Annotated in this window: 16 protein-coding genes; 6 read left to right on the forward strand and 10 right to left on the reverse strand. The window is 54.8% G+C overall.

What is annotated here, in order from left to right; genetic code table 11:
• Positions 1–42 precede the first annotated feature (42 nt).
• Positions 43–1,215, reverse strand: coding sequence for a pyridoxal phosphate-dependent aminotransferase (locus ACOOFE_RS19995; protein WP_420411694.1), 1,173 nt, complete (start codon positions 1,213–1,215; stop codon positions 43–45).
• Positions 1,216–1,499: 284 nt separating this feature from the next.
• Between ACOOFE_RS19995 and ACOOFE_RS20000 the strand changes: the two genes are divergently transcribed.
• Complete coding sequence (locus ACOOFE_RS20000) at positions 1,500–5,027, forward strand: PAS domain-containing hybrid sensor histidine kinase/response regulator (protein WP_420411695.1); 3,528 nt, start codon at positions 1,500–1,502, stop codon at positions 5,025–5,027.
• A 65-nt stretch (positions 5,028–5,092) separates the two neighbouring features.
• Here ACOOFE_RS20000 and ACOOFE_RS20005 read toward each other — a convergent pair whose 3' ends face one another.
• Both ACOOFE_RS20005 and ACOOFE_RS20010 read right to left on the reverse strand, forming a co-directional pair.
• Positions 5,093–7,588, reverse strand: a complete 2,496-nt coding sequence (locus ACOOFE_RS20005) for a putative bifunctional diguanylate cyclase/phosphodiesterase (protein WP_420411696.1) — start codon at positions 7,586–7,588, stop codon at positions 5,093–5,095.
• A gap of 363 nt (positions 7,589–7,951) precedes the next feature.
• Entirely contained in the window at positions 7,952–8,632 is a 681-nt protein-coding gene (locus ACOOFE_RS20010; RefSeq protein ID WP_141187913.1) for a response regulator transcription factor, read from the reverse strand.
• 468 nt (positions 8,633–9,100) lie between these two features.
• Here ACOOFE_RS20010 and ACOOFE_RS20015 point away from each other — a divergent pair, with 468 nt between their 5' ends.
• On the forward strand, positions 9,101–9,970 hold the full coding sequence (locus ACOOFE_RS20015) for an acyl-CoA thioesterase (RefSeq protein ID WP_420411697.1): 870 nt from the start codon (positions 9,101–9,103) through the stop codon (positions 9,968–9,970).
• A gap of 64 nt (positions 9,971–10,034) precedes the next feature.
• Here the strand turns inward: ACOOFE_RS20015 and ACOOFE_RS20020 are convergent, their stop codons facing one another.
• The 3 genes from ACOOFE_RS20020 to ACOOFE_RS20030 all read right to left on the reverse strand — a co-directional run bounded on the left by ACOOFE_RS20020 (position 10,035) and on the right by ACOOFE_RS20030 (position 14,764).
• Complete coding sequence (locus ACOOFE_RS20020; protein ID WP_420411698.1) at positions 10,035–10,574, reverse strand: hypothetical protein; 540 nt, start codon at positions 10,572–10,574, stop codon at positions 10,035–10,037.
• Positions 10,575–10,694: 120 nt separating this feature from the next.
• A complete protein-coding gene (locus tag ACOOFE_RS20025) occupies positions 10,695–12,359 on the reverse strand; it encodes a cisplatin damage response ATP-dependent DNA ligase (protein WP_420411699.1) in 1,665 nt (554 codons plus the stop codon).
• Positions 12,360–12,442: 83 nt separating this feature from the next.
• Positions 12,443–14,764, reverse strand: a complete 2,322-nt coding sequence (locus tag ACOOFE_RS20030) for a methyl-accepting chemotaxis protein (RefSeq protein ID WP_420411700.1) — start codon at positions 14,762–14,764, stop codon at positions 12,443–12,445.
• Positions 14,765–15,070: 306 nt separating this feature from the next.
• Here ACOOFE_RS20030 and ACOOFE_RS20035 point away from each other — a divergent pair, with 306 nt between their 5' ends.
• Complete coding sequence (locus ACOOFE_RS20035; RefSeq protein ID WP_420411701.1) at positions 15,071–17,203, forward strand: DEAD/DEAH box helicase; 2,133 nt, start codon at positions 15,071–15,073, stop codon at positions 17,201–17,203.
• 53 nt (positions 17,204–17,256) lie between these two features.
• Here ACOOFE_RS20035 and ACOOFE_RS20040 read toward each other — a convergent pair whose 3' ends face one another.
• Positions 17,257–18,105 (reverse strand): MipA/OmpV family protein, encoded by an 849-nt coding sequence (locus tag ACOOFE_RS20040; RefSeq protein ID WP_420411702.1) that lies wholly within the window; start codon positions 18,103–18,105, stop codon positions 17,257–17,259.
• Positions 18,106–18,386: 281 nt separating this feature from the next.
• Between ACOOFE_RS20040 and ACOOFE_RS20045 the strand changes: the two genes are divergently transcribed.
• Positions 18,387–19,022, forward strand: a complete 636-nt coding sequence (locus ACOOFE_RS20045; RefSeq protein ID WP_141187920.1) for a TetR/AcrR family transcriptional regulator — start codon at positions 18,387–18,389, stop codon at positions 19,020–19,022.
• A 4-nt stretch (positions 19,023–19,026) separates the two neighbouring features.
• On the opposite strand, the gene ACOOFE_RS20050 is transcribed toward ACOOFE_RS20045, so the two are convergent.
• Entirely contained in the window at positions 19,027–19,470 is a 444-nt protein-coding gene (locus ACOOFE_RS20050) for a DUF4440 domain-containing protein (protein ID WP_420411703.1), read from the reverse strand.
• A 39-nt stretch (positions 19,471–19,509) separates the two neighbouring features.
• Positions 19,510–20,547, reverse strand: coding sequence for a ligase-associated DNA damage response exonuclease (locus tag ACOOFE_RS20055; RefSeq protein ID WP_420411704.1), 1,038 nt, complete (start codon positions 20,545–20,547; stop codon positions 19,510–19,512).
• 63 nt (positions 20,548–20,610) lie between these two features.
• Between ACOOFE_RS20055 and ACOOFE_RS20060 the strand changes: the two genes are divergently transcribed.
• Together ACOOFE_RS20060 and pdeM are read left to right on the forward strand one after the other, a co-directional pair.
• On the forward strand, positions 20,611–23,124 hold the full coding sequence (locus ACOOFE_RS20060) for a ligase-associated DNA damage response DEXH box helicase (protein WP_420411705.1): 2,514 nt from the start codon (positions 20,611–20,613) through the stop codon (positions 23,122–23,124).
• The gene (gene pdeM, locus ACOOFE_RS20065) at positions 23,121–23,858 is read left to right on the forward strand and encodes a ligase-associated DNA damage response endonuclease PdeM (protein WP_420411706.1); all 738 of its coding nucleotides are present in this window, start codon (positions 23,121–23,123) and stop codon (positions 23,856–23,858) included. Before ACOOFE_RS20060 ends, pdeM begins: the two co-directional genes overlap by 4 nt.
• Here the strand turns inward: pdeM and ACOOFE_RS20070 are convergent.
• Complete coding sequence (locus tag ACOOFE_RS20070) at positions 23,855–24,955, reverse strand: AI-2E family transporter (RefSeq protein ID WP_420411707.1); 1,101 nt, start codon at positions 24,953–24,955, stop codon at positions 23,855–23,857. The genes pdeM and ACOOFE_RS20070 overlap by 4 nt on opposite strands.
• Positions 24,956–25,085: the final 130 nt, after the last annotated feature.

Here is a 25,085-nt window from a genome sequence, read left to right on the forward strand (position 1 = left end):
AGCTTTACGGATTTTCACTTAGTCCAGCAACCCGTCTTTAATCTAAATCTCTGGCAACCAAACGCTAATTCTCTGAATAGCTTCCTCAAGGTCACCCCGGCTACGGGCGAAACACAAGCGGATATGGTTTTCGCCACCTGCGCCAAAAGCTGTACCAGGCGCCAGCCCAACACCGGTCTGGCGTACACAATCCATCGCGAATTGACGCGTGTCCGTAATCCCATCAATGGAGAAAAACAGGTAAAAAGCACCCTCTGGTGCAGTCAACTTGATGCGATCCAACGCACCAAGTCCTCTGACAACACAATCCCGCCCCTCACGCGCGAGTTGCACCTGTTTATCCAAAAACGGCTGTCCATCACGCAAAGCGGTTAAGGCAGCTCTTTGGGAAAATGCAGGCACACCGGAAGTTGAATATTGAATCAGATTCTCGATTACTTGCCCGAGTTCCGGTGGCGCAGATATCCAGCCAACCCGCCATCCAGTCATCGCCCAGTTCTTGGACATAGAATTCACGTAGATGATCTGATCATCGTCTTCGGCGATGTCATAAAATGACGGTGCTCGAGGGCCTGCGCCATAATAAAAAAGCGCATAGATTTCATCAGCAATGATCCACAAACCGTGTTTACGGGCAAGATTAAGGACGTCCTTAAGCGACCCTTCATCGGCAACCCAACCAGAGGGATTGCAGGGGGAATTCAAGAAAACCGCGACCGTCTTAGGTGTGATGGCCGTTTCCAGGTCAGTAATATCCAGACGCCAGCCACTGTCTTCCAGCTGCATCGGCACTGATACCGGCACGGCGCCCCGTAATCCTACGGCTGCTTCAATATTGGGCCAGGCCGGAGTTGGAACGAGCACCTCATCGTCGGCCGAGGCCAACGCCTGGACAGCAAGCTGGATGGATTGCATACCAGATCCGGTCACAAAGAAGCGTTCGGCTGAAAACTTGCGGCTGTAGAGTGCTTGATGATAGTCGGCCAAAGCTTCGCGCAGCTCCGGGAGGCCGCGCTGATATGTATAAAAGGTCTCACCAGCGTCCAGCGATTGTTTGGCTGCTGCGCAAATGAACTCCGGTGTCGGTAAATCCCCCTCACCTGCCCAAAGCGGTATCAAATCTTCCCGCCCCCATCCGGCATTGAACACTTCAACAATACCGCTTTCCGGCGCATGCCGGCTTTCAGGGCTCAACTTGTCGAATAGAGCAGTCAAATTGTGGTCCTCTGCAGGTTTGGGCTTCAATGCCAACTTAGCCGCAATGTGCGCAAAGAACTCATGAAATGCTTTGAACTAAACTTCACAAAGGCTGATTGTTCCTAGAAAACTAGAACTAAACTTCAACCGCAACGACTCCTTCGCCGCATGGCGAATAGACATCGCCATCAAGCTGTGGTCCGATCCCGCTGAAAGTGGCAAAAAAAACTTGAATTGTCCGTTTGCGGCAATTCCTAGGTTACAATCGCTCATACGCCACCCGGGAGGAAAACCGCCAGACTATGTTGCACGGATGGCTCGTTATACTGGCTGCAGGAGTTTACATCCTGTTGCTGTTTGCCATAGCAAGTTATGGCGACCGAATGGCAAGAAAGGTGCCCCGTTTGCGCGCAGGCGGGCGGCCTATGATTTATGCGCTTTCGCTGTCCGTCTATTGCACATCCTGGACGTTTTTCGGATCGGTCGGGAATGCCAGCCGAAACGGTATTGAATTTCTAACGATTTATATTGGTCCCATCCTGGTTTTTGCGCTCGGCTATCCCTTGCTGCGCCGGATCATCCATATTTCCAAGGCTGAAAGCATCACATCAATCGCTGACTTCATCGGCGCGCGTTATGGCAAAAGCCAATCCGTAGCTGCGCTTGCCACTCTGATAGCGGTTATCGGCATTATTCCTTACATCGCCTTGCAGCTTAAGGCAGTGTCACTCTCGATCACCACGATGGTCGGGCCCTTGATTTCACCGTCCGATTTTCTAATCCCGGTATTTGATGACATCACCTTGTTGATCGCGCTTGGAATGGCGATCTTCGGTTGGGCTTTTGGCACTCGTCATATTGATGCAACCGAACACCAGGAAGGGTTGATGCTGGCGATTGCCGCAGAAGCCATTGTCAAGCTGATCGCCTTCCTCGCTGTTGGTATTTGGGTGACCTACGGTCTGTTTGGCGGTCCGTTCGATCTCGTTCGCGCCATTACTGAAGCACCAGAAGTTGCCGCTATCTTCGACCAGCCCATCCAAATGAGCAATTGGGTCGTGATGTCGACACTCTCCGCATTTGCAGTCCTTCTGCTGCCCCGGCAGTTTCATGTGACCGTCACGGAGAACAACTCAGATGGCGAACTGCGCCGCGCGATTTGGCTGTTTCCTGTCTATCTGGTTCTGATCAACCTGTTTGTCATCCCCATCGCGGCAGCAGGACTGCTGCGCTTTGGTCAGGACGTCAATCCTGACACCTTCGTCTTGGCTTTGCCAATGGATGCGGGCCAACAATGGCTTGCTCTTTTCGCCTTCATCGGCGGCCTTTCCGCGGCAACAGCTATGGTGATCGTGGCAGCCGTCGCACTCGCCATCATGATCTCCAATGACATTGTTGTGCCCTTGATGCTGCGCGGCCATAGCGAAGAGGAACTGGTAAACGTGCGCGGCCGTGATTTGAGCCAGCGCCTTATGACCATCCGCCGGCTGGCGATTTTCGCGATTCTGCTCCTTGCGTATGCCTACTACCGGGCTGCCGGTGACACCGCGGCTCTTGTCTCCATTGGCCTCTTATCCTTTGCCGCGATTGCACAATTTGCGCCCGCCTTTGTTGGTGCGCTTTACTGGCGCCGGGCAACGGCCACTGGTGCGCTGGCAGGACTAAGCGGCGGCTTTTTCCTGTGGGGCTACACGCTTTTGCTGCCAACATTCGCGCAGTCCGGCCTCATCTCCGACACCATCCTTTTAACTGGTCCCTTTGGTATCAGCGGGTTGAGACCGGAATCCCTGTTCGGCATAGAGGCAGACCCGTTTATTCACGGCACCCTCTGGAGCCTTGGCATCAATCTCCTATTGTTCGTCACAGGTTCATTGCTGCGCAAACCGCTGCCCTCAGAAACATTGCAGGCAAATGTCTTTGTTCCGGCAGAATTAGCTCCCTCTCCTAACCTCAGGTACTGGCGCACATCTGTCACAGCCGGCGATCTCCAGGCCACAGTTGCCCGCTATCTTGGCGAGGAACGCACCGCCCGATCCTTCCGCCGATTTGCGAGAGAGCGTGGCATATCCGTCGAACCCAACACGCTTGCAGATGCCAATCTGTTGCGGTTTTCTGAGCAACTTCTGGCAAGTGCCATCGGTGCAGCCTCCGCACGGCTGGTCTTGACTTTGATGCTCAAGCGGCACGATCCGTCGACGAAAGGCGCGGTCAAACTGCTTGATGATGCTTCCATGGCGATCCAGCACAACCGGGATCTGCTGCAAACTGCACTCAATCAAGTCCGCCAGGGTATTGGGGTTTTTGATCGCGATCTGCGACTGATCTGCTGGAACCGGCAATTCCGCGATCTGTTAGGGCTACCGGCGGAATATGGCCAGGTTGGCACCGCCCTCGATGAGATCTTGCGCTACAACGCCGAGCGTGGAGAACATGGCTCTGGACCGGTTGAAGTGATCGTTGAGGACCGCATTCAGAAACTCGTCATTGTCCAGGAAACATATCAAGAAAGGCTGCACGCGAGTGGGACAGTTCTGGAAGTCCGGATCAGCCCGATGCCTGATGGCGGGATTGTGACTACCTACACTGACATTACCGAACGGGTGATGGCGGAAGAGGCGCTCGCCAAAGCCAACGAAACCTTGGAACGTCGCGTCCGGGAACGCACTGAAGAACTCACGCATGTGAACGACCGCCTTGTTGAAGCAACACAGGCGGCGGAAGAAGCCAATATTGGCAAGACACGGTTCCTTGCAGCTGCCGGCCATGACATCCTGCAACCACTCAATGCCGCACGGCTTTACTCCTCGGTCCTTGTCGACAAGCTTTCAGACGGCGACAACGGCACCTTGGTTAAGAACGTGGAATCGGCACTTGAGTCGGTCGAGGATATCCTCGGCGCGGTGATGGATATTTCCCGCCTCGATACAGGTGCCTTAAAACCGGAACCAACCGTCTTCCGCCTTGACGACCTCCTGAAAGGTTTGGAGCTGGAGTTCAAACCGATCGCCGCGGAAAAGGGACTGGACCTTAAGATCGTGCACACCAGCGCCTCGATCAGGACTGACAGACGCTTGTTGCGCCGCCTTCTGCAAAACCTAGTTTCGAATGCCATCAAATATACGGCAGAGGGCCGGGTTCTTGTCGGCTGCCGAGTTAAGGAAAATCAGGTTTTGGTGGAGGTGCATGATACCGGCCTCGGCATTCCAGAAACCAAACAAAAAGCGATATTCCAGGAATTCCATCGTCTTGACGACGGCATGCGCGTAGCAAAAGGATTGGGTTTGGGCCTATCCATTGTTGAACGCATCAGCCATGTTCTCAAACATAACGTAGATCTGAAGTCGGAACTGGGAAAAGGCTCCTGCTTCACAGTCGAGTTGCCACGCACAGCGCCGGTGCCCGAGCATCAACCTGCTCCGCAACCAGCTGCGAGTGTCAGTCAGCTGGACGGTCTTTGCGTAGTTGCAATCGACAACGAACCAGACATCCTTTCAGGCATGCGTCATTTGCTGACCAACTGGAATTGTAAAGTGGTGACGGCATGTGATGATGCACAGGCCGCAACGCTGCTCAATCATGCCGGTTTTACGCCGGATGTGATCCTGGCGGATTATCATCTCGACAATGGCACCGGTATTGAGGCAATCGTCAAACTTCGCTGGAAGTTTGGCAGCCACATTCCAGCGATCCTGATTACGGCAGACCGAAGCCGGGCCGTACGCACAGAGGCTTCAGATAAGGGTATTGCCTTTTTCAACAAGCCGCTGAAGCCGGCAGCCCTGCGTGCCCATTTGGGCCGCTGCCAGGCTGATCAAACAGCCGCTGAGTAGGTTTCTATTCAAGGAGCTCGGTCAAAAATACCCGGTCTGGGCGCCTGTTCGCACATTGCTGGGGGCTAGTCCTGACTAGCCGTCACCCTTTTGCGATTGCCTGGCGCTGTACTAGGTGCCCTGTCTTCCCAGTCTTCTTTTCTGACGGCGGTGATTTTCATCGGGTTGGCATCCGGTTTGCCGAAGTAATAACCCTGTAAATTGTCGCATCCGAGGGTGCGCAATGCATCTACCTGGAATTGGCGTTCCACGCCCTCGGCCGTTACTTCCAGGCCGATATTATGGGCCAAAGCAATAATCGCCGAGATAATCGCCAACCCTTCACTCTGCTCTCCAATTTCATCAACGAAGGATTTGTCGATCTTTATTTTGTCAAAGTTGTATTGACGCAAATAAAGGAGCGACGAATACCCCGTGCCGAAATCATCCAATGCAATCCGGATCCCCATATCCTTCAACTGCTGCAATTTGTCGGATGCCGAACCAACATCTTTCAGAAAAACGGATTCCGTGATCTCAAGCACCAGCCGCTCTCCAGGAAATCCGGTTTCCATCAATACGTCAGAAATCGTCTCAACAAGATTTGGGTCCATGAACTGGACCGCAGACAGGTTGACCGCAACAGTTTCGAGATCCGGGCAGCGCGCCGCTATTCGACACGCTTTGTCTAGAACCCATGTGCCTAATGGCAGAATTAAGCCTGCATGTTCCGCAATCGGTATGAATACATCTGGTCCGACATCGCCTCGTTGTGGATGCTGCCAGCGGACGAGAACTTCGCTTGAGATAACTTTGCCGGATCGGGCGTCCACAATCGGCTGGAATTCCACATCGAGCTTGCCGTTTTCAAACGCCTCTCGCAGATCTGTTTCCAGCTCCCGGCGCTCGCGCACTTCCTGTTCCATTTCCTCGGCAAACGCCAAAGCCCGGCCTCGACCAGTTTCCTTTGCTTTATAAAGCGCAATATCCGCTTCACGCATCAAATCGTCGACGGTACCGTTTGCATTGCAGAGACGGGTAAAGCCAACCGTCGCGCCTACAGCGAATTCCCGGTGGCAAATGGAAAAAGGTTTGCGGGCAATCTGAACCAATTCATCGGCAAAAGCCTGTGCTTCCTCATCGTTGGCGAAACTACCGAGCGCTGCAAATTCATCGCCACCAAAACGGGCAAGAACCGTCCGTCCTTCGCTAATGGATGTGAACCGTTTGGCCACCTGTTTCAGCAGCTCATCGCCGGCGGGATGTCCGCTTGTATCGTTCACAACTTTGAAGTTATCGAGATCGATAAGAAACAATGTTAGCGATTTATCACCGCTCTTCATTTGTTCGGCGAGCATCTCTTCAGACCGGTTCAAGAACCAGCTTCGATTGGCAATTCCGGTCAGGGAATCTTGTTCGGCCAACTGGGTAATCAAGGCATTTGCCCGGCGAACGTCAGTGATATCGGAGCCGACCCCCCGAAACCCGCAGAAGGTTCCTTGATCGTCATAAAGTGGCGCCCCTGCCAAAGACCACCAACGCTCTTCACCCTTTACGTCAACACCGATTTCCAGCGCTCGGAATGCGGACTTGCTCTCAATTGCAGCCGACAAAGTTTCCGCAGCACAGTGCGCTTCCGGCAAATTTAAGGAACTTGCCAGATCGGTGATTTGCATGGCTCGAAGTTCTTTGAAACTTCGGCCGGCGACTGTTGAGAACCGGATGGAGATGTTGCTAATCCGTCCCAGCGCATTGGTTTCCCAAAGCCAATCGCTGTCTTTTTCTTCAATCTCGTTCATCATCAGCGAGATCAAATCTCCGCGCTGACGGAGTTCGCTTTCTGCAAGAAAATTTGATGTGAAAAGCCAGCTCGTCGATGCGACGCTGCCGATGATAATCAGTGCAAAACTGGTTAGAAGGGTTATCAGCACCCAAGGCTGCGGTATGTCAGCGGTGACGAGACACGCTACACCGACACTGTAAAGAACCAGAAGCCAACGGAAGGCCGCTTGCGGCACAGTCGCTAGGGCAAAACCACCACCACAAATCATTCCGATCGTCACAATGGACGACACCCAGAACTCAAAAACATCTCCAAAGGATAATGCGGCGACCGGGACGACAGCCCACACTGCACTGAGGATCGTTGCATGCCGGACGGCTCGGGCAATGACTTTCGCTGAAGCTTGTTCAATTGGCCGCCGATTAAACTTGCGCCATTGGAGCGCCATCTGAAACAAAATGCCAGCGACGGCCAAGAACCAAGCGAGAACAAGTCCGATTGGAACCGCAGCAAATCCGACGGCAACCAACGCCATTGCGTTGATCAGATTGCCCGCAATCATCAGTGGCGTTAAACGCAAGACGTTGGAGACTTGAGCGGCACGAACCCGCCGCATCACGGCTTCGTCTACGACCGGATATCCGAACGCCATGAGAAACGGCCGAATTGGTGTTTTTCGATAAGGGAGCACCTTGCGCCGCGTACTCCGGCGGCTCAAACGCCAGATTTGTCTTGCCGGGTTCAAAATCGCCAGCAAAATCACCTGGAGAATGGTTTTCCAGTGTGCGGCCAACCGCATGTTTACTCCGCTACTACACCCCAAAATGCCTGCGCTTCCTCAGGCGCATACACAGCCTAAATGGCCGCCTCTGAAATTACGGTAAAGGAAAGCAACCTCAGGAGAATATTTTTGAGTATTCAACAAATAGTTCCGAAAGAGACCTTTGCGGAAACACGGTTGCAGCAACTTAGAAAATAGAAAAACCCATACCTTACCCAAAAGTTGAAAGTATGAGCATTGTATATAAGATGACCATCCCTGCGGCTCTTGCCGCAGGCCAACGACTGCAGTCACAAGTGGCGAAACGCCTACAGCATGTGCTTAAACGGCGAACGAGCCGTCAAATTGCAGGCTTGAATCCGCCAACAATTGATTTCTCGCTTAAAGATCGGCAGCTTCTGAGGTTTCTCCGCCGATTTGCCACTGACCAGCTTCTATTTTGGAGGCGGCAATCACGGCTTGGGTGCGGCTTTCGACACCTAGTTTTTGCAAGATAGCCGACACATGTGCCTTAACTGTCGCTTCAGACACCGACAGCTCATATGCGATTTGCTTGTTCAGCAACCCTTCTGACAACATCATCAGAACACGGACTTGCTGCGGAGTCAGTGTTGCAAGCCTTTGCACCAAGTCGCCTGCGCCATCATCAGCTGTGAGATCGACATCCGGAGGTGTCCAAACGCTTCCGGACATGACCTCTGCAATCGCCTGACGAATGACTTCAATACCATGCGATTTCGGAATAAACCCGGACGCACCGAACTCCATCGACCGCCGGATCGCCTGTGGATCTTCATTGGCGGACACCACCACAACCGGCACACCGGAGTATTGGGCCCGGAGATACATAAGGCCTGAAAATCCACGCATACCCGGCATGGTCAGATCCAAAAGGATCAGGTCGACATCGCCATCTTTTTCCAACAGTGCGGTGACATCTTCAAGCGCGCCCGCCTCAACAATCGAAGCCTGCGGATATTGAGATTCGAGCGTTTGGCGCAGAGCTCCGCGGAACAATGGATGATCATCTGCAATAACAAAGCGATATGTTGGCGCCGACACGTTCTATTCCTCCCAGAGCCGCCTATTCGAAGGCAGTATTGAACAAACCGAAGCTTGCGCATCCTCCTGGCGCAAACAGGTAACGTTCCAATACCGTCTAGTAGGCCGCGTGGTTTGTATTTATTGAAAGTATGTGCCTCATTCAGACCTTGAAAGTCAAACCCTCTATAGGCCTAGAATCTAAGCCACACCGCATGACGCACAATTCACCACACCCAAGGGTTGCTATGCGTTATATAAAATTCAACGCAACTATACTTCCCCTTATACGGGAAGCTCCCTGCGAAACGCAACTGGAGCCTACGATTGGCACAGATTAACCAAGAAGCAAACTGACATAAGCGTTGCGGAATACAACTCATTTTTCCACAGGAGACGAGCCTCTCGAATAAACACTTCAAAAACCATTGAAACTACAATAGCTTCTCAGCACAGAAATTCCTTTTTAAAGATCAAAGCTTCGATACCATGGCGCTGCACCCAACCCTTTATTCCTTCACCAACCGATGGGAATGCGATGAAAATGATCATCTAAACGTTCAGTTCTACTTCAGCCGGTTCGATGAAGCTGATCAGCAGTTCCGGCTGATCACCGGCCTGAGCGATGCTCTGGTAGGCGCCCGCAGGGTTCGGCATGTGCGTTATCACAAAGAGCTGCGTACAGGTGATTTGATCACCGTTCATTCAGGCATCGCGTTCGATGGGCCGCATATGCTGACGGTCGTTCACGAATTGCGAAATGCCGGAACCGGTGACTTGAGCGCAACGGCTATTGACGGCTATGAGCCCAGCGCCAGCACAGTCAAATCTTTGCGCCAAAGGTTCAAGGATCACCAATGTCCCATGAGCGAACTGGCCTCACCTCGCGGTCTGCCTGCAAGTCCGGCGAACAACAAACCGGCTCTGGATAAGCTTTTGCAGAACGGTGGCGGTTTGTGCTTCCGCGGAACAGTGCTTCCACGGCACGTCAATGCAGACGGTAAAGCAGATGATCAATTCGCGCTCGCCTGCTGTACAGATGCAGTCCCTCATGTATGGGAACGCAGCCCACTGACCCACGCCTATCTGAGCGAACATAATCTCGGCCGTGTCGCAATGGAGATGAAGCTGATTTGGCACACGCCACTTAAATCGGGCGACGCTATCGTTGTCGCCTCCGGCTTTACCGGCGCTCAGGCCAAGACGTTCGGCATGCGGCACCACATATATGAAAGCCGCACAAGCCGGTTAGCTGCAACATTGGATGTCGTTGCCCTGGCAATGGATCTGAATGCCCGGAAAGCGATTGAACTGCCTGAGGCAGCGCGCAAGGCGATTGCAAAAATACAGCTAGACTAAAATAGGCGCCTTCGATTGGCTTAATGTTCTGATTTGACCTAAACGTTGAGAAAGCGGCAACTGATTAGTTGCCGCTGCTGTCCATATCCTTTTGCAGCTCACGCACCATACCAAAGAACCGCCGCATGGCCGTTTCAGTAAAACTCAAAACCTTATCAAGCTCTTCTTCGTCTTCTGCAGTCAGTTTTGACGGTCCATCCTCTGGGATCTTTTTGTCCTCGGGGCGGTCGACCGCAGACCCAGGGGGCAATGGGATGCCGCCGTCTTCTTTGCCAGCCTCAAGCGTCTCCAAACGTGCTGTCAGATTTTCCACTTCAGTAGCCAATGCGTTGATTTCGGCAAGATAAGCCTCTTCCGCAAGCGGCACCGGATTACACCTCCAATTGGCATTTTTTTGCCGGCAAATCGAGACAGTTCCATTTTGCCGGTCCACTCGGAGAATATCGCCATCGGCAGCGACCAATGAAAAACGGTCGCTATCCCCCTCGGTTACCGCCTCAACAGCTTCAGGCGTAACTTCTGTTTCCGCCCGAACAGGTCCTGCTGCGAGAACTCCGGCACCAGCTAAAACCAAAATGGCTGCCGAGAAATATGCGCGAGCCATACTACAAGTCTCCTAAAAACAGCTTGAAGATACACGCCGCTTGGCGCGGCCAAACTACCGTTGCCACAATTCCATGGCCAAAGCACGGCCAGTTTGGACGTTTGTCACCGGGAACATACATCAACCTGCCACATCAGACCGGTGATCGAGCAACTTTTCAAGGGCTTCCAGACGATCAGCTTCGCCAGCAGGCTTATCCCAGCGGATCCGTGAAATTCGCGGAAAACGCATCGCCACGCCGGACTTGTGACGGCTGGATTTATTCAAACCTTCAAACGCAACTCCCAAAACCAGCCCGAAATCGTGACCAAATCGTACTTCGCGAACTGGGCCGAAACGGTTTGTCGTATTGGCACGTACAAACCGGTCAATTTGCTGCAGCTCCTCGTCTGTAAAACCAAAATAGGCTTTGCCAACGGGCACCAACTCTTCACCTTCCAGGCCATCCCGCCAGACGCCAAACGTATAGTCGGAATAAAACGATGACCGCTTGCCATGCCCCCGCTGTGCATACATCAACACCGCATCGATAAGATGCGGATCTTGTTTCCACTTAAACCAGAGGCCTTTCGGCCGCCCACCGGTGTATGGAGCATCAAGCTTCTTGAGCATCAGCCCTTCTACTGCTGCGGCATCATCAGGGTCCAGAAATGCGTCAGGATTGCTGCGCGCTTCTGAAATTTCATCCCATGTTTTGACATCTACCAGCGGCGAAATATCGATCTTGGGATGCGATATGTCTTCAACAAACTCTTCCAACCTTGTCCGCCGGTCCGCAAATGATAACCCGCGCAGGTCTTCACCGTTCAGCGTCAGCAGATCGTATGCACGGATTGCCGCGGGAAATTCACGCTGAAGTTTCGGGCCCGCCGTCTTTCTGTTGAGGCGCTTTTGAAGGTCACCAAAAGGTCGGACTTTGCCCTCTGCGATGACTAGCAACTCACCATCGATGCAGCCGTCAAAAGTCAGCGCCTCCAAAACGTCCGGGAATGTGCGCGAAATATCCTCGCCGGTGCGGCTGAAAAGACGGCGGACCGTGTGTCCGTCCCGTGCTTCACCGGCTGCAGCCTGAATGCGGATGCCATCCCATTTCCATTCCACCGCAAAATCGGTTGCTTCAAGCTGATCTGGGTCCCGATCTGCATCAAGAGGGTGGGCCAGCATGACGGGTCGGAAGGGTGCTGGGTCCAGATTGTCCGGGCGCTCCCCTTTGCCCTCGGCCCAGGCAAACAGGGTTTCATAGGGCGGCTTCAGCCCGAACCAAACCTCCTCAATGTCTGAAACATTAAGATCGCCTAGTCGTGCCACGGCGGTTTTTGCAAGACGCGCAGACACGCCGACCCGAAGCCCGCCCGTAACCAGCTTCAGCAGAGCCCACCGGCCGGTTTCATCCAATTGATCCAGCCAATTGGTCAGCAAGCGCGGTACGTCGGTCTTGCCCGCATTTTCCAACGCATCAACAACGTCAGCCAGTTTTACTGCGTCTGTCTTTTTTTCCGTGTCCACACCGGTTGGAGACGGCCACATCAATGCGATGGTTTCTGACAAGTCTCCGACAAAATCATAAGAGAGCGCAAAGAGCTGGGGATCGGAGCGCTCCCCTATGAGCGCCTTCAGAACTGCAGGTTTGGCGTGCTTAAACTTCATATCGCCTGTCAGCGCTGCAAGCGCATATCCTCTGTCGGGATCGGGAACACTTTTGAAATAGCTGACCAGAAGCGCTTCTTTTGCGAGGCGCCTTGGTTCCAGTGACAGTCGGTCCATGAGTTGAGAAAAAGCACGCATAGATTCACATAGCCGGATCAGGGCCTGGGTCAAAACCTCTACCGGCTATATGTTTTTGATGGTCTCCAGATCAAGTGCCGGGATCAGGCCGCATCACTTAAGCCAACCTCGTCTGCAATGCGTTGCAAGCCGGCCGCATCCTCGCGGATCCATTTCACGACCATCGGCACCTGCATACCTGAGAAATCTACATAAGTTAGGCGCATGCCTTCCTTGATCCCCGCGAAGGCTATTACGCCAACTCCACCGTCCGAGCTGTTCACCAGTCGGGTTGAATGCTCCCGCCCATCCTCAGAGATTAGCGTGATTTTCTGCCCTTGTTCCTGCTTGCGGCTCGCCCGGCGGCGTTCTTCGACATCGTGAGCCATTTGTTCAAGGAACCCCTCGATACCGGTCGACATCTGGTCCGCGACATTTTTCACAGCCACTGCAATTTCATCCACCGTTTGCGCTTCACCTGCAGTCGCCTGAATCGCTTGATCCACGGTTTCTGCGCTTGTCACCGCATTTGCGGTCTCACTGGCTGCCATTGTAATACTTTGCGTAATCTCGTGCGTGGCAATGCTTTGCTCATCAACAGCGCTTGTGATGGCGCCTGTGACTTCACTGATGAGCTCAATGGATCCAGAGATCTTGCGAATGGAGTCCACAGCTTCGCTGGTCAGCCCTTGGACCGATGAAATCTGATTGGATATCTCTTCTGTCGCTTTTGCCGTCTGTGTCGACAGTTCTTTCACCTCTGCTGCGACAACTGCAAACCCTTTACCAGCATCGCCGGCGCGGGCGGCTTCGATAGTGGCATTGAGCGCCAATAGATTGGTTTGTTCTGCAATTGCCCGGATCATCTCAACAACCGTACCGATCTTCTCAACCGCGTCCGCCAGACTGGAAACATTGCCATCCGTTTGTTTAGCTATTCCGGTAGCATCGCTGATAACATCAGTTGCCCGTCCGGCTTGATTGAGGATTTCTTGAATGGCTGCCGACATTTCTTCAGCGGCTGCAGCAACTGTTTGCACATTGTTAGATGACGATTCAGATGCCCCTTTCGCTTCACTAGCTGCGGAAGACGCATCCTGGGAGATATGCCGCACGCGCGAAGCAATATCCGTCATCTGACTGGTCTTATCATCAACGTCTCCGGTAACGCTCGCCATCAAATTTCGGAACTTTTCTATCAGCTCCTCGACGTGGTTTTGACGCATCCGTTCGCGATCACGTTCCTTGGCTGCCTCCATTTCTAGGGCAGCTCGTACTCGGGCGTTTTCCTGAAAGACTTCGCCAGCTCGAGCGAGATCGCCGATAACATCGGCCCGGTTCAAGAACGGCATTTTAAAGTCCAAAGCGCCTTCTGCAATGTCCACCAACTTGCCGGCCAATTTAGCCAAAGTGCTGTTTACTTTGCTGATCTGCCAGACACAAAGGCCAAGAGTAAGCAGGACAACAAAAACCGTTTCCCAGACCACCATCATGAAGTGCTGGTTGGCGCTGTCAGCAAGTTCCTGGGCCCGTTTTTCGCCTGCGTAAAGCATCTCAAGAGACGCATTGCGCATCAAATTAAGCCGTTCGGTTGCCTTACCAAACCAGACCGAGCCATCAATACCCTGTCCATCTTTTGTTTCCGGTAAGGTTCGAAGAACCTTGCGCCATTCTACGACTTGAGAAACCGCTGGTCCTGAAACCATCTGGTCGAATAACTCAATATGGTGTGGGAAGGCGATCTCTCTGAAGTCTTTGAGAAATGCGTTTTCAACCGACAAACGGTCGAAATATGCCAAAAATCGCTCTTTTGGCACATCTCCTGTTTTTCCGACAATCGTGAACAGTTGGCCACCAATTGCACGTTCAAGACCCCCTGCTTCAATCGCTTCCGTCAATAGGAGAAACGGTGACATATCCTGCGCGTATTCACTGTCTGCGCTTGCTTGAACGCCAGCCCAAATCAGAGCAACCAGTTGGCGAATGTTGCCTGAATAAAACGCAAGATTCTTCGCGCCATTGATGCTCTTATTATCAATCCCGCTGCGATGTTGACCGATGGCATTAAGGTGATTGGCCATCTCCCGGGCCTTTTCCAAAACCACCTTGTTATGGACAGAGAAACCAGCAACAGCGGTCTGAAAGTCCTCAACAGCCTTGTCCGTCGCTTTACGTTGTTCCGCCAAGAGTTTCTTGGGATTGTCCGCATATCCGGTGGCGATCATCACCGCTGTCCGGCCGCGCTCCTTCTGCAACTCGTGAATCACTGCTTCCGACCGTTCTGCCATCACTGCTTTTGGAAGGATATCAGATGCGATACGGCTTTCATTTTGCGCTTCATAAAGTGCGATGAAACTTTGAAACAAAAAAGCCAACAGCGGAACAATCGCAAGCAACGCGATCTGAGCACGAATTGATTTGAACATGACAATCCCCAAACAGAAATCTCGGCTCAAATAACGCAAGGTAAAGTTAAGAAAATATATAAACCTGAGGATGAAAAATTGTCGCACCGTATACCATTGATATTATCTACGAGGCACAGCTGAAACACTACTAAACAACACTGTTAGTTTTTACATCCCTGCAAATAATTGAGGCAATTCCTGCCAGTAGACGTGGCAGATGAAAGCCTGTATAAGCCGCGCTCCATAAGGGCCGGCATGGTGATGGCCCGATCCGGTAGACTGCTGACTGGTATGCAGATGATCCGGAGCAGTTGAAAGATTCCTATGACTGATTTGATGTCGCTCGCCCCGGCGCTGAAAGCCGCGCTGGCGAAACGTGGCTATGAAAGCCTCACCCCGGTTCAGGAAAGTGTCCTGAACGAAGCCCCCGCCGAAGCAGATCTTCTTGTCTCCGCGCAAACCGGTTCCGGTAAAACCGTTGCCTTTGGCTTGGCATTAGCCCCGACCATCCTCGGTGAAGAAGAAACGCTCGGCAAACCAGGCGCTCCAGTGGCACTCGCAATTGCGCCGACACGTGAACTTGCCCTACAGGTGAAAGAAGAACTTACCTGGCTTTATGGCGAAGCTGGCGCTGTCACCGCGTCTTGTGTCGGCGGCATGGACCCACGCACGGAACGCCGTACTTTGGACCGCGGCGCGCATATCGTTGTAGGCACACCTGGCCGGCTGCGCGACCACATCGAACGCGGTGCCCTGGATCTGTCCGAGCTGCGCGCTGTTGTACTCGACGAAGCTGACGAAATGCTCGACATGGGCTTTCGTGAAGATTTGGAGTTCATTCTGGACGCAGCGCCACAAGAGCGCCGGACCTTGATGTTCTCCGCAACGGTGCCAAAGCCGATCGCCGAGCTTGCCAAACGCTTCCAGAAGGACGCCGTCCGGCTGTCGACGATCAATGCCCGCGAGCAACATGTCGACATCGACTATGTGGCGCATCCGGTTGCTCCGAATGAACGTGAAAACGCGATCATCAACGTTCTGCGCCTGCATGAAGCGGAAAAGGCAATTGTCTTCTGCGCCACCCGCGAAGGGGTCAGCCGTCTTACCGCCCGCCTCGCCAACCGGGGCTTTGCGATTGTGTCGCTATCCGGTGAACTGAGCCAGGAACAGCGTACAGCCGCTCTCACCGCTATGAAGAACGGCACAGCCAGGGTCTGCGTTGCGACTGATGTCGCTGCCCGCGGCATTGACTTGCCGAACTTGGATCTGGTGATCCACGCCGACCTGCCAACTGGCAAGGCTGCGCTTTTGCACCGCTCCGGCCGAACTGGCCGCGCAGGCCGCAAGGGCACCTGCGTGCTGATGGTGCCGTTCCCGCGCCGCCGCCAGGCAGAACGCACGCTGCATTTCGCCAATATCACCGCCACCTGGAAAGGCGCTCCGACCGCGGACGAAATCCGCGCCAAGGACAAAGAACGCCTGCTCGCAGATCCGGTCCTGTCCGCAGAGCTGGAAGACGAAGAACGGGCTGTTGCCACGGAACTGTTGGCGCTGCACAGCGCCGAACAATTGGCAGCTGCATTCGTCAAGCTGCGCCAGTCGCGCCTGCCAGCACCGGAAGATGTTGCCGAACTGAACGAATCCTCCCTCAAAGGCCGTGATGCTGGCGCCCGTGGTGGCCGAAGCGCCGAAATCACTGGCAAGTTCGATGACGGTGTCTGGTTCTCATTGTCTCTCGGACACCGCCAGCGGGCAGAACCGCGTTGGATCTTGCCGCTGATCTGCCGCGCCGGACACGTAACTAAACGTGAAGTCGGCGCAATCAAGATCTTCCAGAACCAGCTCTATTTCGAGATCGAAGGCAAACACGGCGAACGTTTCAACGAGGTGGTGAAGCGTGAGGGCACGGGCGAGGAAAACGTCAACATCACGCTTTTGGATGCCCGTGGCGGCAAAATCCCGCAACCGCCGAAGGAAGACAACTTCCGTGGCGGTGGCAATCGGGATCGAGGCAACCGCTTCCGGGGAGATCGCGGAGACAGAGGTGATCGCGGTGAGCGCGGCGACAGAGATCGGGGCGGCTACCAAAACCGGCGCCCGCGCAAAGGCGATGCCCCAGACTATGAAGAGATGGGCCGGGAAGACACATTGAAACCGGATCGGCCGAAACGCGGCCCGAAGCGCGACTTCGATGGGCCTCGCGGCAAAAAGCGCCGCCGGGACGACGGCGATGCCGCACCACATCATCCGGCCTATGAACCGCTAGATATGAAGGCGCTCTCAGGCGACCGGGACGGTGATGCTCCACGCAAAGCCCGTAAGCCACGCGATACCGACGGTGACGCGCCTCGAAAGGGCAAACCGAAAACCGGTGGCAAACCGGCCGGGGCCAAAAAGAAGGCGCCGAAGAAAAACAAACCGTCCCGCGCCCAGCGCAAGGCGGATCGCGCGAAGTAAGTCAAAGGCCCACCTAAGCGTGGGCCTTTTCTTTTCTTCGGCTTGCTCCTTGCCTAGAAGGCAAATGACAGCCCCATGCCAGCTTTGAACTGATCTGCAGACCCCTCATCCTTGACGATTGGACTGTCCGCCGCATCGCCCAACAAACGCGTATAAGATGCCCGGCCAACAAGCCCCCAGCGATCGGTCATGTTATATGTCATGGTTGCTTGGACACCGACGTCTTTCACACCGCCATTGGCTGTGTAGGCTGCCAGGCCTGAGGTCATCGCACCAGCCCCGGTTACGCCGAAATATGTATTCATGTAGCCATCACTGGCAAAGCCAACTTCTGTTTCCAGCCCAAGACCAAGTCTCTCAGTCGCGGAAAACTGATATCCCGCCCGGACTTTACCGCTCGTCCCTTCATGCACGCCGGAAAGATCGGTCATTAGCTCTGCAGAAACCTCGAAAACATCCGATTGCGAAAAAAGGGAGTTGAACTGATAAGCAACAAAACCACCCGCCTCAAAGGCCCCATCAATTGCATCAAGTCTGTCGATTACAGTGTTCGATACATTGTCCCGCCCCATCCGGTACTTCACGGCGGGACCAAATTGGAAGGGCGCAACTGGCCGCAAGTTCAGACTTGCTTCCGGTCCTTTGATTTCTAGGCCCAACCCCATTGCTCTCAGGTTGGTGTAGAACTGAGGTATTGGAATGTACTCTTTAGCCCCCTCGTATTCCGGCTCAGCTGCTGCGCCTAACACCACAACCCCATGGACACCTTGCGCGGCACGGCCGCCCAGGTCGGCCCAGCCGACCGAATTGCTGTCGCCTAAATCCGCAGCAAGTGCTGGTACATGTGAGCAGCTTCCGACAGTAAATAAGGCCAACGCCCCCAAGGAACATCCCTTGTTCATGAACACAGTCACAACCTCCGTCTGTATCCGGCCGTCTCTCATTCGACCGGCACACGGAAAGTGAACCGCTGCTAAGGGATGCAAAACTCGCGTTTCTGGAACTGGAGGCTACTCCCGAAAAGGGACATAAACTCCAGATAAGCATCAGATATATTGGGGTTATTTTTTGAACACTTGGACAAATCCATTCCTTCGAAATGAACACACTCGCGTTCTGGTCACATTTTTGACCCATCTGCCTCTCTATGTGAGCGCCCAGTGCGGTGGAGGATGTTTTTTACATGGAGTTGAACAATGTACGCCGGCGGCGGCCGAAACAGCAGCGCTCGCGGCAGATGGTCGGGTTCATTCTGGAAGCCGCAACTCAAGTCTTTGATCAAAATGGTTATGAGGCGTCGACTACCAATCTGATTGCCGAGCGGGCGGGCATCAGCATTGGATCCTTGTACCAGTACTTCCCAAACAAGGCTGCTCTGATCCTGGAACTGAAAATCGCGCACCGTGCGCAGATTCTTCACGCCGTGGAGGGAGCTATGGCGTCCTCAGAACATCTGCCGCTTCCTGATGCTATCCGGCGCATCGTCGATGCTAATTTCCAGGTGCACTTGGACGCGCCCCGGTTGAATGCTGCGTTCGAGGAAGTGCTCCCGGCAAACACCGTGCAGTCCGACCAGGAAATGTTCCATCAGAAGATGGATTCCGCCGCCCGCACTTTCTTAAGCAGCAGACACCGGGAAATCGCAACACAGGATCTTGAGGCAGCAGGGTTTGTTATCCGAAATCTCATCCGCTCCGTGCTTCATGGTGCAATATCAGGCGGACAGATTGTCGACGACCCTGACGCTATCAAAGCCCACTTGGTTCACAGCATCATGGGGTGTTTGAGGCCTCCCGCCACAGCGGTTCCGCCACATTGAGCCGCTACTCGTTGACGATCCCGGCAATCATCCAGTCTTCGCCGTCCTGAATCAGCTGATAATGGCAGGTGAACTCGAAGACTGCTTCACCATCGGTGCTCTCCTGGCTCCAATCGAGGGTGACCAAAGCGGTCGTGCCACTGACATGGCTGGAGACCACTTGGAACTCCGAATGACTAACACCTTCTTTTTCTAAGGCTTTCAAGAGCGCTTCAATGTTCTCGATCAGCTCTTCATCGTCGTTGAAGACATGGCCTTTCTCATGCTGCCAGATGATTGCAGGCAGCGCAAAGCAGTCGCAGATGCGTTCCATGTCATAGTCGTTGAAACCGGCCTGATAATCATCGAACAACTGGGCGATGGTTTCTTCCGCTTCATCATTGCCATTCAAGTCCGCCCCATTGCCACCGCCGTTTCCGGTTTGCTGGAAGTCGCCATTGTCTGCCATGTCTGCCCCCTGCGATCCGGCGTTTCAATTTTGTCCGGTTTAAGAAGCTGCCTGCCCTTTCACATCCAGCAAACTGGCGTCAGCCCCCTCTCCGTCATCATAGCCTATCATATTGAGCGGACGGGCCTTTCGTCCATTTAAATCGCACCAATGCACAAGAGCTTCTTCGGCGCCATGAGTGACCCAAATTTGTTCTGCGCCGGTTTCCAGAATTGTCCGGCAAAGGTCGTCCCAATCAGCATGATCTGAGAGGATCAGCGGCAATTCAGCGCCGCGCTGGCGCGCCCTTGCGCGCACGCGCATCCAGCCGGACGCCATGGCAGCAACCGGATCACCAAAGCGCCGCGACCATCGGTCGCTGAGCTGACCGGGCGGGCACATCACGATCTCCCCTTGAAGCTCCTTGCCGCGGTCACCGACCAATTCCAACCGCCCAAGATCCACGCCCTGAGATTGATAGTAGGCGCAAAGTTTTTCCAAAGCGCCGTGCAGGTAGATGGTTTTTTCGTAACTGGCCGCCCGGATTTCGGCGATCACCCGCTGCGCCTTGCCCAAAGCATAAGCGCCAACCAGATGGGTTTGTTCCGGGAACAGATCCAATGAGGAGAGCAGCTTGGCGATTTCCTGCTGTGCGGGCGGGTGCCGGAACACCGGCAAACCAAACGTCGCTTCGGTCACAAAAGTATCACAAGGCACCAGCTCAAACGGCGCGCAGGTGGGATCGGCCTGACGCTTGTAGTCGCCGGATATGACCGTACGTTCGCCGCCGGCCGACAAGAGAACCTGCGCGGATCCAAGGACGTGGCCGGCCGGATGGAGCGACACCTCCACGCTGCCCACTGTCAGCGTCTCGCCGTAGCCGACGACCTGTGCCTGACCGCAAAAATCAGTGCCATAGCGGATTGCCATGATATCGAGGGTCTGCCGGGTTGCCAGCACGGCACAATGCCCGGCCCGGGCATGATCTGCGTGACCGTGGGTGATGATGGCCTTCTCGACAGGCCGCACCGGATCGATGTGCGCTTTGGCCAAAGGACAATAAAGCCCTTCAGGGGTCAGGGTCAGAAGCTCAGTCATTACGCTGACTATAGGCCACGTAATTTGATTGGCCAGCTCTCGTAAAAGCAGGCGGACACACTTATGAATAGGATTATGGATGCCGTGCTTCTTCCCAACCGATTTCAAAGCTGGTTTGCCTCACGGGGCTGGAGCCCGCGCGCGCACCAATTGCAGCTGGTGGATCACCTCAGTGCGGGACAATCGACACTTTTGATCGCGCCGACCGGCGCCGGGAAAACCCTCGCCGGTTTTTTGCCCAGCCTAGTGGAACTGGAAACACAGGGAAAACGTAAACCGGGTCAGGCGGGTGGAATTCACACGCTCTATATTTCTCCGCTCAAGGCGCTGGCAGTCGATATCGCGCGCAACCTCGAAGCGCCTGTCTCCGAGATGGGGCTGGACATTCGACTGGAAACCCGGACCGGCGACACGCCCTCCCACAAACGCCAGCGCCAGAAACTCAACCCACCGGACATTCTGTTAACGACGCCGGAGCAGATCGCGCTGCTCCTGTCCGATCCGGCCTCAGTAAAACTGTTTTCATCACTCAAAACAGTGATCCTGGATGAACTCCATGCCTTGGTCACTTCCAAGCGCGGCGATCTGCTTTCTCTTGGCCTTGCGCGCTTGCGCCAGCTGGCGCCGGAGATGCGGACGATTGGCCTTTCGGCCACCGTTGCCGAGCCGGATGACCTGCGCGCTTATCTGGTTGGCCAGCCACAGGAGGATAAACGCGCCCTTTCCTCCGTCGTTGAAGTCAGCGGCGGAGCGGAACCGAACATTTCCATTCTGGATTCGGAAGAACGGCTACCCTGGTCTGGGCACTCCTCCCGTTATGCGATCGGCGATATCTATCAGCTGATCAAACAGCATAATGTCTCTCTGCTTTTTGTGAACACCCGCAGTCAAGCCGAGATGGTGTTTCAGGAGCTGTGGCGGATCAACGACGACACGCTGCCAATTGCCCTCCACCACGGTTCACTGGACGTCGGCCAGCGGCGCAAGGTGGAAGCAGCAATGGCGTCTGGGCAATTGCGCGCGGTTGTCGCCACAAGCTCTCTCGACATGGGCATCGACTGGGGCGATATTGATCTGGTGGTCAACATCGGCGCGCCCAAAGGCGCCAGCCGTCTGGCCCAGCGGATCGGCCGCGCCAATCACCGGATGGACGAGCCGTCCAAAGCAATCCTGATCCCGGCCAACCGCTTTGAAGTTCTGGAATGTCAGGCGGCCTTGGCCGCATCGAAAAAGGGCGAGCAGGACACCCCGTCTTTGCGCAAAGGCGCGCTGGATGTGCTGGCCCAGCATCTCTTGGGCCTTGCCTGCGCCGACCCGCTGGATCCTTCACAAGCCTTTGATGAAATCCGATCTTCAGAAACCTACCGCTGGTTGGACTGGGAGACCTTTGAAAAGGTGCTCGATTTTGTTGCAACCGGCGGCTACGCGCTCAAGACGTATGAGCAATACGCAAAACTTCGAAAAGGCAAGGACGGACTTTGGCGGATCGCCCATCCGAAGATCGCACAACAATACCGCCTAAATGTCGGCACCATTGTCGAAGCGCCGATGCTGAAGGTGCGGTTAGTCAAATCAAAGGCGGCTGGGCGGCGCGCGCCGATCGGCCGGGGCGGCCGGGTGCTTGGCGAAATCGAAGAGTATTTCATCGAGCAACTGGCGCCAGGCGATACTTTCATTTTTGGCGGCGAAGTGCTGCGCTTTGAGGGCCTGCGGGAAAACGAAGCCTATGTCTCCCGCGCCCAGACCGACAATCCGATGATCCCGTCCTATATGGGCGGCAAGTTTCCGCTCTCCACCTATTTGGCCGAGAGCGTCCGGACAATGCTGGCAACGCCTGAGAGCTGGAAAGCCTTACCGGACCAGGTGCGGGACTGGCTGGAAATCCAGCAAGACAAATCTTTGCTGCCAAGCCGCGATGGCCTTTTGGTGGAAACCTTCCCCCGTTCCAACAAGCACTACCTGATCTGCTATCCGTTCGAAGGCCGGCTCGCGCACCAGACCCTCGGTATGCTGCTCACCAAACGGTTGGAGCGCATGGGGGCCCGTCCGATGGGCTTCGTCGCTAATGATTACGCTCTGGCAATCTGGGGTCTTGGCGATCTGTCTCTGCTGTTTTCATCCGGCAAAATCCCGCTGAATGAACTGTTCGATCAGGACATTCTGGGTGACGATCTGGATGCCTGGTTGGCGGAATCCAGCCTGATGAAACGAACTTTCCGGAACTGCGCTGTCATCGCCGGACTGATCGAACGCCGTCATCCGGGACAAGAGAAATCTGGCCGGCAGGTCACGGTGTCTACGGATCTGATCTACGATGTTTTACGAAGCCACGAGCCCGATCACATCCTTTTGCAGGCAACCTGGAACGACGCAGCGGAAGGACTTTTGGATATCTCGCGATTGGGCGATCTTCTTTCCAGGATCCGCGGTCGAATCACGCATACTAGCCTGGAGCACGTGTCTCCTCTTGCCGTGCCGGTCCTTCTTGAAATTGGCAAGGAACCTGTTTACGGCGAGGCGATAGAGTCCCTATTGGAGGAGGCCGCGTCGGAACTGCTTCTGGAGGCCATGGAATGACTGCCCTTTCGTCACACTTGCGCAAATATACAGCCGCGCCGGTGTGCCATGACATCCAGATCAACGGTCAGCTGGTCGGCCTGCACGATAGCGGAGTCCTGTGGTGGCCGGATGAATCGACACTTATTGTCGCCGACCTTCATATGGAAAAGGGCTCCAGCTTTGCAAAGCGCGGCATCATGCTGCCGCCGTATGACACAGGGGCTACGCTGGAAAAACTGGCCGCTGTCATGGACGCCTTTGATCCGGCCCGGGTCATTTGCCTGGGCGACAGCTTTCACGATGCCGACGGCTCCGACCGCCTGCCCGCGCCCTACCGGGCCATGTTGACCACCTTGCAGCTGAACCGGGAGTGGATCTGGGTGACCGGCAATCACGATCCGATTGCACCTGTGCGCCTGTGCGGCGAAACGGTCGATGAAATCACGATCGGTCCACTGTCCTTCCGCCACGAACCAATCGAGACAATTGGCTCGAATGACACCCGCGGCGAAATCTGTGGCCACCTGCATCCGGCCGCCCGCGTGCGCCGCTTCGGCCGCTCCATCCGCCGTGCCTGTTTTGTCACTGACGGCAGCCGCCTCGTCCTGCCCGCTTTCGGTGCGCTCACCGGCGGGCTGAATGTGACCCACGACGCTTTTGGGCAGATCTTCGAACGCCGGAAGTATTCAGTCTTCATGCTCGGTAACGACCGGCTGTTCCCGTTTACCGCCAGCCGGCTGGTTGGGGATTAAGTTTCCTCCCCGGCCTTCACCCAAGCAATCACCAGCTCATAGAAAACCGCCAGGATGACCGGCCCGAGGAACATGCCGATCAGGCCGTAGGCAAGTGTGCCACCCAGTACGCCGATTAAGATCACCAGCATCGGCACCTCAAGACCGCGCGACATCAACAATGGTCTTAACACATTGTCGACCAGCATCACCGGAACAATCAGCACGGTGAACAGCAGCGCAGGCAGAAACTCCCAGGAACTCCAGGCCCAGATGATCGTGGGCAAGATGATCAGTGCCGGTCCGATTTGGACGATACACATGATCAGAGCGGCGAAGGTCAACAACCCAGCCATCGGCACGGCAAACAGGATCAGCAGCACACCTGTCAAAAGCCCCTGGATCACGGCAACGCCAATCACGCCGCGGGAAACATTGCGGATGGTGGCGCCTGCCAGGTCAACAAACTCAGCGCCGCGCGGAGCGATAATCCGATCGGCAAATCGTTTGGCGCCTGACGCCAAGACCGGGCCTGGAACGAACAAGCATCCGGCCAATATGATCGACACAACGAAAAACAAGACGCTGCCGGTCAAGGATGCGAGGATCGACAAGATCTTGCCACCAGCGGGCGCCAGCAGTGGACCAATCTTGGTCAAGAATTGCTCCAGACTGCGGCCGGCCAGCTGCCAGAATTCGGCGATCTTTTCACCGACAACGGGCAAGTCTGCCAGTTTTGGCGGAATGGGGGGAATAGCGAGGCCGCCGGATGTAATGCCGTGATACAGTCCTTGAAGCGTTTCAACGAGACTCACGACGAGAACAGCGACTGGTCCGATGATAATCGCGAGGCCGATCAACGTAATCACCGTGGCCGAGACGGCCTTCCGGCCACCAAGTTTTTCCGCAAGCCAGGCATAGACCGGATAAAGCGCGACAGTCAGAACCACCGCCCAGAGAAGAAAGGCAAAAAACGGCGCGACAAGCTGCAAGGAGAAATAGGCAAACACACCCAGAACACCAAGCCGGATCGCGATATCGATCACCCGGGCATCGACGGAAGACTCCGTTTTGCTGCCCAAGTTAGATGTTGGTTCTGGAGTAGATTGATCGGTCATGTTGCCCCTGTCGCGATCGAGTTAGAGAACGACACCAACTCTCGTTTTGGCAGCCTACATGACATTCGGCGGTTTTGAAGCCAGTTCTTGCCTCAACGCATTGCGATAACATCGCATACATTTCTGCGCC

Source organism: Roseibium sp. (assembly GCF_965216085.1).
Taxonomy (GTDB): domain Bacteria; phylum Pseudomonadota; class Alphaproteobacteria; order Rhizobiales; family Stappiaceae; genus Roseibium.